A 12,549-nucleotide genomic window follows, 5' to 3' on the forward strand; every position below is an offset into this window, starting at 1 on the left:
CGTCTTTCCTAGTGGGGTTAATAGAACGACAAATACCTATATCGCTCTATTTTGTCACCTTGTTAACTTAACGTCCGAATCCGGCTTTAAGCTTGGTAGTCCTTTTTTGCCACGCGACGGGCAATCTTATGCGAGGAGGTGCGCTTAATTTCTCCCGGCGCCTTCCACACGATATCGCTCGGGGTAATGCCGTGATTCTTCGTCACGGCCGTGCGAATCGCCTCACCGGCGGCGGCGTCGCCGGACGGATCCGCGTCATCGGCGCGCTCCACCAAGAGCACCAAGGACTCTGAGTTTTCGCCCTCTACGGCAAAGGCGGCGATGGAATCTGGGCGCACGTGCGCAGATGCGTCCTGCACGGTGCCTTCAATATCTTGCGGGTAGTGATTGCGCCCGGCGATGACGATGAGATCCTTAAGGCGGCCGGTGATATACAGTTCGCCCTCGATGATGGTGGCGAGATCGCCGGTGGCCATCCACCAGTCATCCTCCGGCAAGCCATCCTGGATGCGCTCGCCCAGGGTATTGCGGAAGGTAGTTGCGGTTTCTTCTGGGCGGTTGAGATAGCCCGTTGCCATATTTTGCCCATGCACCCAGATTTCACCAATGGTGCCCTCTGGGACCTCGGCCTTGGTTTCAGGATCCACGATGGCTAGGTGCTGGAAGGAGACGCCCTGGCCATTCGAGGCGAAGGCAACCGTTGCCGCAGACTTTTCTTCAATAACCGCCTTACCGTCCGCCAATTTCTCGCGGTTGAAGTGGGAGATGATCGGGCGCTTGTCACCCTGTGCGGTAGAAACGATGAGGGTGGCTTCCGCCAAACCATAGGAAGGGCGCAGCACGGAGCGCTCGACGCTGAAGGTGTCCAGGAATTTCTGCACCGCCGGTTCCGTCACCGGCTCAGAACCAATGAGGATGCCATCGACGTTGGAGAAATCCGCGTCCTTGCCGTAGCGCGCGGCCAATTCCAGGGCGAAATTGGGCACGGCGGTATAGGTCTTCTTCTCCTCACCCGGCTGGCGGCTGATGCGCTCAACCCACCGGTTGGGGTGCTGGATGAAATCGCGCGGGGTCATCAAATCCAATTCGATGCCCAGGATCGTGGTGAATAGCGCCAAGATGATGCCCATATCGTGGTGCATCGGCAGCCACGAGACCACGCGCGGCGGGAACTGCATGTTGATCGCGTGGAAGATCTGCAGCACATTGACCAGGATCGCGCGGTTGCTCAGCTCCACGCCGGCAGGGGTGCGCGTTGAGCCGGAGGTGTACTGCAAGAAGGCGGTGGATTCCACGCCCTCGCCGGCAACCGGCTTCCACGACGCCGCCAAGGAATCTGGCAGCGCATTGATGGAGATGACGCGCGGGCGCTCCCGCTCGGTGGAGAAATAGGTGCGCACCGCTGCGGCCGATACGCGGTTGGTCAACACAACGGTGGGCTCGCAGTCAGCAAAGACCGCCTTGAGGTGATCCGCGTGGCCTGGCTCATTCGGATCATAGAGCGGAATCGGGGTCATTCCCGCGTACATCGCGCCCAAGAAACCGAAGAGGTACTCGGGGGAGTTGCCCGCCAGGATGGCCACACGGGTACCGGGTTCTGCGACCTGTTGCAGGCGCCCTGCCACCACTTTGATCCGTGTATTGATCTCTTGGCGGTTGAGCTCACGGAAGGTATCTCCCTCATCGTAGAGCCACTGGCGGATTACAACCTGCGAGGTATCCGTCTCTGCTTGGTAGAGGGTCTCCGCCAGGCCCGCCAAGGTGAGCTCTGCCGGGAGGGCGATATTGCCCTCGGCATCAAAGAACTTCCCCATGAGTTGCTGTATATCCATCGATTCTCCTTTGGTAAATGGTTTTGTTTTAAAAAATATCGATGTTGTAGCGCCTCATGTTACACGGCATCAATCACCCGATGTGCCCAATCCACGACCCACTGGTTCGCAGTAGTCCCATCAATCACGCCGTCGTTGCTGGCGTACTGCGCGTGCACCCCATTGGCCCCGATCAAGTCCTTGGCGCGTTCCAAACCATTGCCCACGCCGGTGGGCGCATCGCACACGGAATCATCTGGGGCACAGATTTGGAAGGTCCTATCCGCGAGCTCGCCGAAGCCGTGCGGGCGCGCGCCGCGCATGGTAGCTCCGGGCACGATGGGCTGGACGAGCCCGGAGACGGGCTCCAAGGCAATCTCGGCACCGATTCCGCCGAGCGCGTGGCCTGGATTTTGGCCCACGCCGTTTTCACGCCGGCCATCTGCGATCAGCGCCACGCCCGCGATATTTTCCGCGGGGATCACGCCTTCGCCACCGCCAATATCATCGGCCACATCGCCGGCGATGACCGCGCCTTGGGAAAATCCGCTCAAAATGAACTTGGTCTGTGGGCAGCTATCGTGCATGCCGCGCAGCTCTTCATTCATCTTCGCGGTGCCCTCATTGCGGGAATCGTCGTAGCTCATCTCCTCCTGCGCATTGATATTTTTAAATTGCGCAGTATACGGAAGGGTCCACACCTTCACATCATCCCCGTAGGCCTCCCGCAACGGCTGCGTAATAGACAGCATGAATGAGCGCGGATTAGCAGAAGGGTTGAGGGGATCATCGTCGGCCGCGGATTCCCAGGTTCCTGGCGCGGAAATAAACTCCACGGCCGGGCACCAATCCGGCTGGGGTTGCTCCGGTGGTGCCGCAGACTCTGACTCCTCGGGGGCGCTAGGCCCCGCCGAGTCCGAGGTCGTGAGGTAATGCACCGCCCCCGCGCCGATCACAACGAGGAGGGCGAGGACGGCAACGACGGTAATGATTTTTCGCATGAACTAGTTGTACCCGGAAAACCTCAAAGGAAGCTAGCAAAGTGCTGAACGTGCGTTGTCCTGCAGCAGCTTGGTGAGCTCGTCAAAGTCCTTATCAGAGCGTTGCTGCTCAATCAGTTGCCCGGCCACTGCGGGAATGGTGATTTCATCCTCGCCGCAAGCGCCCTGGCCAGCACCGAGGAGCTGATCTTCTACCCCATCGACGTTCACGCCTGCATCCTTCAACGAATCCAGATACGCAGCCTCTTCCTTGGGCAGCTGCGCGGACGGGATTTCAGAGATCTCACGGGCACCACGGTCCTCCGGGGAGTTCGCGGAACCAGAGCCGTTCCGCGGCTCAGCGGAGCCCTTGGAATCGTCCTTGGACTCGGAGGGCTCCTGCGAGGAGGAAGCACTGCTAGATGCAGACTCGCTATTGCTCGTGGTCGATTCTTCGGAGGTCTTTTCGCGCGACAGCGGCGCCACCGAAGTGTCATTGCCGGAGTCACTATCCACGGTGGCAGAGTCACACCCTGCCAAGCCGAGGCATAAGACCGCTCCTACGATGGCTAATTTACGCATGCTTACTTCTTTTCAGTCTGTACGCGGCCCATGACTTCACTGATCGTTCCGTGCTGGAACTCCTGCTTCAATCCACCAGCTGCGATTTCGGAGTAATCAGAGGTGGGCCAGCCAAACTCGCCGTGCTCCCAGCCCTTCTTACCCCATTCATCCATGATGGCGCCCTTCAAGATGTAGTGCGCGCCGGATTCTGGGGACCAGTAGATGGAGCCATGTTCAAACTCCTGGAAGAAGCCATTGCCGTCCTTGACCTTCTTCTCACCGTCCGTGGGGAAGCCCAGTGGGGATTCGACACCGCCCATATCCTTGTACTTTTTGCCAATGGCACCAAAGGACACCTGGTTCTTGCCGTCCGGGTTGCGGGTCAGAATGCCGTTTTGGAATTCCTGGGTAAAGCCTTCGCCCACCTTCTTGACCGCGCCGGTCGGGTACTTCAGATCGCCGCCTTCGTAGCCCTTCTCGCCCCACTTCTTAAACATGTCGCTGGTAATTTCCCAGGCGCCGGTCTCTGGGCTCCAGTAAATGGAACCGTGTTCGAAGTGCACGAAGCGTCCCTTGCCATCTGGCGTCTTAAGTTCATCGGACTTCGGGAAGCCCAACCAGGAGGTAGGGCCACCGATTTCCGCATAACGGGCACCAATGCGGCCGTGCAGGGCGTGCGCACCGGTCTCCGGGGACCAGTACGCCGTACCGGTTTCGAAGTCTTGTGCCTTGCCCTTATCGGCAACGTCATATTCGTTATTCAGGCAGGAACCGATGTGGCCTTCCTTGGTGGCCTTGGCGATCTCGCCTTCGGTCTGACAGTCCGCACCGCGGTCGGCCTTGTCAATGTTGAGGGCATCCGCAATGTAGGGCCATGCATTTTGCATCTCAAATTGCCAGAATTCCCAGCTGTGCACGCCGGAGGGGCGGAATTGCACCACAGGCTCCACATTGGCGCGCTTCGCGTAATCCACGAAGGTCTGGGTGGACATACGGGAGATGACCTCCAAGCCCATGCCGGCCAAGCTTGCCTGGCCCTTGGCCACGGAGGTGGCATTGCCAAAGTCATCCTTGCCGTTACCGGCAGAGACATAGACCTGCATGTCCTTGAGGTTTTCGATGCCCAGCTTTGGATCGTGGTCGATCCAGTCCTGCGAGCCCGGCTCGCCCCACATCTTGCGGGAATCGAAGCCACCGGCATCGCGCTGCGCAGCCATGATGGCCTGCGGCATGCCGCGGGTGGTCGTATCAAGGTAGCCGGAGAACGAGCCCACGAAACCAAACAGGTACGGGTTGCGCTCCGCCAGGTTGATCGCAGCGGTACCGCCCATGGACAGCCCAGTGACCGCGCGCTTCTGGTTGGAGCGGTATTCCTTATCCAAGATGGGAACCAATTCCTTGGTCAGGAAGGTCTCCCACTTGTAGTTCTTGCCTGCATCCGGCTGCTGCCAGTCGGAGTAGAAGGAGGATTCGCCGCCCACCGGCATGATGAGGTTGACGTTGCGGTCCGCGTACTGGTTGAGGATATTGGTCTCAATGGTCCAGCCGGACTCGTCATCGCGGGCGCGCAGGCCGTCGAGCGCCCATACCTCAGGGAACTTCTTTTCCGGCTGCGAATACCAGTCGCGCGCGAGCTGGATCTGCACCTTTTGCTCTTGATCCGGCATCGCTGCGGACTTGATATAGACCATCAGGTGGCGGTTGGACAGGTACTCCACACGGTTGATCTTTACGCCATCCGGCAGGCCCTCTACCTCTGGGTACTCGGTCTCCACTGGGGTACGAGCCGGCGGATCCTTGGGCGCAAAGTGGTCAGACAGGCTGCCGCCACCGCCTGGCTGAGCAGAGCTAATATCACCAAGTGAGCTTTGGGCTGTGGCATTGGGCAGCAGGGCCAGTCCAACGGCGATGGCGGTCGGTACGGCTGCTACCGCAAGCCCCTTGCGGGCCTTGCCCGGGGAAGTGTTTTTGCGCATAGGTAAACGTCCTTGAAGATTTACCGCGGCTACATTCCGAAGGTTCCCCTCCTCCGGACTGCCGCCTGCGGCGTGAGCTGTCTATTGTGCGTTTAAGTTTAAGTTGAACTTGAGGCTTAAGAAAGGCTGACACGCCGGAGGCAATTTATATCACCATTTATTGCGGTGCGGACGAGGCTGAACTCAAGCCCTATTACAGACGCAAAAAGTCCCCTACCACAAGGTAGGGGACGAAAGCGTTAAGCGGCTTTTACCAAGCGTTCATAACGTTGAGAACCTGCGGCTTCGACTTCTCCAGCTGGTATCCAAACTGCAGCCAGTTGTGCAGACCCTGTGCCGGGTAGTCCACGGTCGGGTTCAGGCCCTGCAGGCGAGCTGCACCTTCCCAGACGTGGGTGGTGATGCGGGAACCGACCTCAAGGGCAGCACCGGCTGCTTGGTGCTCTGGGAGGTAGCGCTGGCGGTCAAGGTCGCCCGGGATACCGGTTGCGGCGGAGATGTAGACATCGGTATTGCGCAGCTGCGGGATGAGCAGCAAGGGGTCATTCTGGAAGCGCTTCGGGTTAAACAGCGAGCCGTACATCGCGTTGATGTTGAACCCGCCGGCATCCAGCATGGCAAAGCGCATGAAGGTCTGCGCGCCCGGAACCGTCGTGGTCAGGTAGCCAGAGAAGGACAGCGCCTGACGGAACTGGTCATTGTGCTTTGCGGCCAAGGTCAAGGCAGAACCAGCGCCCATGGACAGGCCAGCAATGGAGTTATTATTGCGGGCCACGCCGAAGTTGCTCTCCAAGTAGGCGGGAAGCTCGCTGGTCAGGAAGGTCTCCCACTTGTAGTTGACCGGCTCGTTCGGGTCGTACTTAGCGGGTGCCTGCCAGTCAGCGTAGAAGGAGGACTCGCCGCCTACCGGCATGACCAGGGTGATGTTGTGCGGCTCGTAGGTACGTGCCGCGTTGACGTCATTGACCCACGCGTTGGTGCGGTCGGTCGCACGCAGTCCGTCCAAGAGGTACAGGCCAGCGTTGCCGCCATTCTTTGCGGGCTGGATCTGCACTGGGATATTGCGGCCCATCGCCTGTGACCACACATCGCAGCGCTGGACCCACCAGCCCACCTGGTCCCACTCGCACGTGCCAGTACTGTCCGCACGCAAGAAATCGCGGTGAGCTGCGTGCGCCTGCTGGGTGCCGCCTGCCACTACGGCAAGACCCAGCGCTACGGCGACTGCCATGATGACCGAAAGGACGCGACCCCTAATAGATGCAGTCATCTTTCTCCTTCACAAAGTATTTGGTAATTGTCACTTAGCTTTATCGCTCGGAATCTGTGAACCGTTAACATCCCGACGCGAAAGCCTAACTAGCAAGCAGTCTAATGCACTCCCGGGCCAAATGTTGCATCTTCCCCCATCAGTCCAGGTAAGACCCCGGATCGGAAGAGAAGGAAAGCGTCCGCCCGTCTGTCAGGGAAAATTTAATATTTTCCCAGAATCGGCCCCAAGTTAAGGGATCCCTGTACGTAGCAAAGAGTTCCTGAAAATCGGCATCGTTAAGCGCGGTGCGGGCCTTGCGGGCCGCGTCCTTATCAATCCAGAACGGTACGGAATCAATATCGGCCGCGGAATCCGCCACCTGCCACGGCATGCCCAGGCTCTTATCGTGGCCAATCCGCCCGCCCTCGATGCGGGGCTGGCGCGCGGCCAACGGGTTGCTCAGGCCAATCTCATCGAGCACGCGCACATCCAACGGGGCATTCATGGAGGTAAGCCCCAGGTTGAGGTAATACACCGTGGGCGGATCCGTGCGCGAGGGATCCCCCTCGGTAGCCAGCCAGGAAGGGCTGCCATCGTCTTGCAGGTAGCGGAAGGTCATGGCATCGCCATCCTCCAGCTCCTTAATTGCGTCCTTATAGCCGTGCATCATCTCACTGCGCAGGAACTCTTCGGCGTGGCGGGGCGGCTCATCCATCCGTGTAGTGTGGGTCCAAAAATCGCGCTCATCCACAATGGAAATATCGCTGTCATAGACGGCTGGATCCACCGGGTGCCCGCGCAACGCAACGATAATCGCCCACACGGCGCAAGCGACAGAAGCCACCCATACCCGCATGTTCACCACAAAAATGGGAAGCAGCGCGGCAAAAAGCGGAAGCAGCAGCATGCGCCCATGCATGAAATCGCCGCCCACGCGCAGGACATAGAGGGTGTGCAGCACCGCAGTACCAACGAAGATGTAGACGGCGCTTGCGGTAGAGCGCAGCTGCGGCGGGCGCAGGTCAGCCTTCCAGAGTGCGGCTACCACCAGCACGAACAGCGGCAGCACCAACCAGTAGGGCCCAATGAAATCGCCGAGGTAGGTAAAGCCCTTTCCCCATTCGGAGCCGCTGGCGGATTTCGCCACCGCCGTATGCGGGGTCAATAGGCCGTAGTATCCCATGCGGAAAATCTGGTAGCCCAAGGGCAGCGGCAGGGCGATGGCCAGCACCTTCCACGAGCGCGTGGAAATCAACAGCACGATCCCCACGATGCCGCCGTACAGCGCCAGCTCGGGGCGGATCAGCCAGGACAGCCCGGCCCAGAAGGCTAGCCAGTACGCGGCGGAATTCCCGCGCGCGTGGCGGTGCGGGCGCGCCCACTGCAGCAGCAGCCACCACAACATGGCCAGGTAAAATAGGCACAGGCCCCATTCCAGGCCGGAGGTAAAAAAGTCACGCGCCGGCGGCAGCGCCACATAGACCAAGGCACCGGCCGGAAGCACGATGCCGGAGTGCATGCTTGCCGATGCCCACGTGCCCACCACCATCGCCGCGACCGCAAGGAGAAGCCCGAGGTAGATGGCGATGGATTCGAGTTCCGCATTGCTCACCCATCGCACGGCTAAGATGAGGTATTGCCACAGCGTGGAGGTATTGGCCTCCACGCGCTCGCCCACATTGAATACGGGCCCGTTGCCGGCCTCTAAGTTACGGACGGTGCGCAGGACGATGAGCCCGTCATCGGAAATCCAGCGGCGGGCGAACCCGCCCCACAAAGACAAAACACCGATGACAAGAGCCGAGGCCGGAATGCTCCAGCGCGCGAGGGCCTTGTTATCGGTGTTAAACACGAGGATCGAGTGTATCAGTCCGATCGGAATTTGCTACATCGAAAATCCGCCGCTGCCTAGACCAATGGCATGACGTAGACGGCCATGGCGATACAAGCCAGCCAGGCGATGGCGAGGAATTGCAGGGTGCGGTCCCCCAACGCGATTTCTTCCGGGGCTCCGCCCTGGCCGCGGTCCACGTCGGCGGCATAGCGCAGGATGGCGATGGTAAACGGCACCATGGAAATCTGGTACCAGACGCCCCCAGAGGTTGCGGCATTAGCCAACTCAAAGCCCCACAAGGAGTAGAAGACCACCACGGCGGTAGCCGCTAGCGTCCACACAAAGCGCAGGTAGGTCGGCGTATATCCCTGCAGAGACTTACGGATTTTCGCACCGGTCTTTTCCACCAGCAGGATTTCGGCATAGCGCTTACCGGAGGCCATAAACAGCGAGCCAAAGGCGGCGACCAGCAAGAACCATTGCGAAAGTTCAATATCGGCGGCCACGCCGCCGGCCATGGTGCGCAGCATGAATCCGGAGGAGACCAGAGCGATATCGATGACCGGAATGTGCTTCCAGCCAAAGCAATAGCCCAACTGTAGGGCGATATAAACCGCCATGACGATGGCCAGCTCGAGTCCCGCCGTGGCCAAGAAGGACAGCCCAATGGACAGGCCAACGAACACCACGGCCATGACATAGGCCACCTTGATGGGCAGCACACCCGAGGCGATCGGGCGGAAGCGCTTGGTGGGGTGCTCCTGGTCCTCGCGCCAATCCTTGGCGTCATTGATTAGGTAGATGGAAGAGGCGCCGAGGCAGAAGACGATGAAGGCTAGGAGGACATCGACAAGCACGCGCCCATGAAAGAGCGAGTCCGCACCGGCCGCGGCGGGCGCGGCCAGCACGAGGATGTTTTTTACCCATTGCTTCGGGCGCAGGGCCTTGACCATGCCATCGGCCAAATTCTTCGGCGGCTTGCGCTTGCGGCCGGTATCGACACCGGACGTATGCGGCTCCGAATAGAGAAAGTGCTGATTCTCAGCCTCACTCATGCGTCTTTCTCCTTCGTCATTGCCCGCGCGGTGGCAGCGCCAATGGCTGCGCCCGCGACGGTATCGGTTGGATAATGCACCCCGAGCACCATACGCGATGCCATCATCACCGGCACTCCCACGAGCGGGGCCTTGGACCCCGTCAGGCGGGAAAGGCCCACCAAGAAGGCGGTGGTGGAGGTGGCATGCGAGGACGGGAAGGACAGGCGCGAAGGGGTTTTCACCCCAACGCGCACGTAGGAATAGTCGGGCCGCTTGCGCCGCACGATGCGCTTGAGCACCACGCTTGCCGCATGCGCGGTAAAAGCCGTGGCACCGATCCGAATCCAGTCTTCCCGGCGCTTTTTGTCCAGGCTGGCGCCTAAGGCCGCGCTGCCCAACCAACCCAGGGCGTGCTCGCCCAAGTGGCTTAAACCGCGGGCGGTGGGCACGACACCCGGCACGTCAAAGGCGGCGTTCTGGATGGACTCCAAAACGCGGGATTCTGCGATGGAAAGCTTATTGGGCATCAAAAACCTTCTTCCAAGAGGACCGCGCGGTCAATTCTGGCAACGCGGCGCGGTAGCGTGCCCGCAGGTCATCGAAGTTTTCTTCAATTTCCTTCAGCAGGCTGCGGGTTTCGGCGATAAGCTCCTTGGCCAAATCGCGGTCGCGCTTGCGGAAGGCCACGCCCGTGCCGCCGGCGGTGGATACGGTGGCGGAATCCAGGCGGGAGAGGGTGAACCAGCGCGCCTCTTCGGGAGTGAGGTTCAGCTGCGGTGCCGCGTGGTGCGCCGGATCCTCCTTGCTCAACAGGTGCTTAAGGCCCTTGGCCGCCCACGGCAGCTTCTTCACCTTGCCCAGGCGCCCGCCCACATTGCGGGTGGGAACGCCCGGCGCTCCGGTCGGCGCCGGCAGCTGGTCTGCGGACTCGATGATGACCGCGTCCGAGTAGTTCTTGCGGATCTCCGCAATGCGCGGCAGCGAGGTATCCAAGATATCGAAGAGTCGGTCCGGCCCCGCTAGGAAGTCCTTCATGGCCTCAATTTGGATGGCCATGGTGGAGTATTCCATGCACATGGTGTGCTTGAGCGTGGACTTAAAGATGGACCTGGTAATGCCGGATACCGCACCATCGTGGTACAGCGAGGCCACGATCAGGCGGTTGCGCAGGTGGAAATAGGCCTGCCAGTCAATGGCATCGTCCTTATCCGCCCAGGCCATGTGCCAAATGGCAGCGCCCGGCCAGGTCACCGTGGGGAAGCCATTGCGGGCGGCGCGCAGGGAGTACTCGGTATCGTCCCACTTGATAAATAGCGGCAGCGGCTGGCCGTTGGTTTCTGCCACCACGCGCGGGAAGAGGCACATCCACCAGCCGTTATATTCCACGTCCACGCGGCGGTGCAGGTCGCGGGAATCGTACTTCTTTGGATCCAGGCGGGTCTCCTGCGTGCCGATGGCGCGCAGCGGGTACTTGGCAAAGTCGTGGTCGTACACGGCGTGCGGGGCCGCGCCCCACATGAAGTCGGAGCGATTGACCTGCTCACCGGTGGTGCGCAGCTGGGAGCACTCCTGCAGGTTGAGCATCTGCCCGCCGACGATGATCGGCTTTTCCGCATAGCGCGCGGCCTGCACCGCGCGCAGCACGGAGTCCGGTTCGATGGCAATGTCATCGTCCATGTACAAGATGAAGGGCGAATCGGTGTTTTCCAGCGCCTCGTACATGATGCGGGAGTATCCGCCCGAACCACCCAGGTTACCTTGGCGGAACTCGCGGAAGCGCTCCCCAAAGTGGGCTACTGCCTCGTCATAGCCTGGTTCATCAGCGGGGTGCTGATTGCCTTGGTCGGGCATCAAGACGAAGTCGATGATCTCGTCCACGACGGGATCCTCGGCTAGGGCTTGTAGCGCTGCCACCGCGTCGGTAGGGCGGTTGAAGGTAGGAATCCCGACCGCAACACGCTTTTCGGAAGGAGCAACCTCGGTGCCATCCGGCAGGATTTGCGCTCCCGGTGCGTGCGGCGAGCACCACGCGGCATGCGCCAGGGTGGTTTCTTTCTCGGCTGTGATATCGAACCACAGCCAGCCGCCGTCCTCGAAGTTCTTGAGCGGGAGCTCGAATTCGTGCTCACCGGTGCCCACGAGGTGGTTGCCCACGGAAATGCGTTGGCCATCGTGCTTGGAACGGTACAACGAGATATTGGCCTGGCCCTCAATTTCAAGGCGCAGAATGACCGAGTCGAGCTGGGACCACCGGCGCCAGTAGGAGGCCGGAAAGGCGTTGAAGTAGGTCTCAAAAGAGGCTTCTTCGCCGGCCGGGATGGTCACCGAGGTGCGGTCGGTCCAGCTGAGGCGCTCGCGGTTTTGTTCCGCCTCAATGAGGTAGAGCATGCGGACGTCAAAGGGTTCGCCGCGCTTGGGCAGCAAAATTCGCTGCAGGGGCTCAAAAGCCGAGGTGTTGTTGGCAGTCACGATTGCTTCGATTCTCCAAACTATTTAAACAGTAGTCAGCGATTTAGCGTAGTTGTTTTATAAGGATTACTCGGGTTTACACGCGGATGTGTCTTCGGGTTAAGTAGCAAAAGGGACCTGACCCCTGTTTGGTAGACACCTGATATCCAGCCCGATGGTGGACACAAGGTGATGCTGGATGTCACGCACCGTCATACCGCCGGCGTACAACGAGATGATCATGTCATCGAGTTCGGTCAACCGGCGTGCGCCTTCGGCACCATCCGCGCAACAAACCTACCCACGCGGCCTCTGGGCATAACTACCTCAAGCCGGCCGTAGCCAGAGTCAACGGTTTAGGTATAGGCCCCATTTCGGAAGTTATTGCCTTGGCCGCGGTCAACCTGGGCTTTCGCCGTACGGTCGGAATGCTCGTAGCCCAAATGAGCATCCATTTCAGCCTGCAGCTCGGCGTTAACCGAGGCCTGCAACATGGCCGTGCACAAGCTCGCTGGCATCGTCAGTCGAGGTCGACAAGTCACCGATGAGACTGGCAAGCTTAAAGGTTTTCCATCAGCTTCTCGCTGATCTCGTTGACCCTAGACGGGTCATAATTCTTCTGCGGGGATACCGTAGTCATTATCGGT

The 12,549-nt window shown here is 60.1% G+C and carries 9 protein-coding genes and 1 pseudogene; all 10 read right to left on the reverse strand.

Features of this window, described 5'->3' with window-relative positions:
• Positions 1-86: 86 nt before the first annotated feature.
• On the reverse strand, positions 87-1,832 hold the full coding sequence (locus HMPREF1267_RS11985) for a FadD32-like long-chain-fatty-acid--AMP ligase (RefSeq protein ID WP_023029450.1): 1,746 nt from the start codon (positions 1,830-1,832) through the stop codon (positions 87-89).
• A gap of 59 nt (positions 1,833-1,891) precedes the next feature.
• Positions 1,892-2,812, reverse strand: coding sequence for a cutinase family protein (locus tag HMPREF1267_RS11990; RefSeq protein ID WP_005285228.1), 921 nt, complete (start codon positions 2,810-2,812; stop codon positions 1,892-1,894).
• Between the two features lie 33 nt (positions 2,813-2,845).
• The gene (locus HMPREF1267_RS11995; RefSeq protein WP_023029451.1) at positions 2,846-3,373 is read right to left on the reverse strand and encodes a hypothetical protein; all 528 of its coding nucleotides are present in this window, start codon (positions 3,371-3,373) and stop codon (positions 2,846-2,848) included.
• 2 nt (positions 3,374-3,375) lie between these two features.
• A complete protein-coding gene (locus tag HMPREF1267_RS12000) occupies positions 3,376-5,331 on the reverse strand; it encodes an alpha/beta hydrolase-fold protein (protein ID WP_023029452.1) in 1,956 nt (651 codons plus the stop codon).
• Positions 5,332-5,581: 250 nt separating this feature from the next.
• A complete protein-coding gene (locus tag HMPREF1267_RS12005; RefSeq protein ID WP_023018127.1) occupies positions 5,582-6,601 on the reverse strand; it encodes an alpha/beta hydrolase family protein in 1,020 nt (339 codons plus the stop codon).
• Positions 6,602-6,740: 139 nt separating this feature from the next.
• Positions 6,741-8,435, reverse strand: coding sequence for a hypothetical protein (locus tag HMPREF1267_RS12010; protein ID WP_023029453.1), 1,695 nt, complete (start codon positions 8,433-8,435; stop codon positions 6,741-6,743).
• A gap of 56 nt (positions 8,436-8,491) precedes the next feature.
• Positions 8,492-9,472 (reverse strand): decaprenyl-phosphate phosphoribosyltransferase, encoded by a 981-nt coding sequence (locus HMPREF1267_RS12015; protein WP_023029454.1) that lies wholly within the window; start codon positions 9,470-9,472, stop codon positions 8,492-8,494.
• On the reverse strand, positions 9,469-9,981 hold the full coding sequence (locus HMPREF1267_RS12020) for a phosphatase PAP2 family protein (RefSeq protein WP_023029455.1): 513 nt from the start codon (positions 9,979-9,981) through the stop codon (positions 9,469-9,471). The genes HMPREF1267_RS12015 and HMPREF1267_RS12020 overlap by 4 nt, the downstream gene beginning before the upstream one ends.
• Positions 9,971-11,923 carry a glycosyltransferase gene (locus tag HMPREF1267_RS12025; protein WP_023029456.1) on the reverse strand — a complete coding sequence of 651 codons (1,953 nt, stop codon included), beginning with the start codon at positions 11,921-11,923 and terminating at the stop codon, positions 9,971-9,973. The genes HMPREF1267_RS12020 and HMPREF1267_RS12025 overlap by 11 nt, the downstream gene beginning before the upstream one ends.
• Before the next feature lie 141 nt (positions 11,924-12,064).
• Positions 12,065-12,476 (reverse strand): annotated as a pseudogene (locus tag HMPREF1267_RS12030) (transposase); the annotation flags it as partial.
• Positions 12,477-12,549: the final 73 nt, after the last annotated feature.

Source organism: Corynebacterium sp. KPL1824 (assembly GCF_000478095.1).
Taxonomy (GTDB): Bacteria; Actinomycetota; Actinomycetes; order Mycobacteriales; family Mycobacteriaceae; genus Corynebacterium; species Corynebacterium accolens.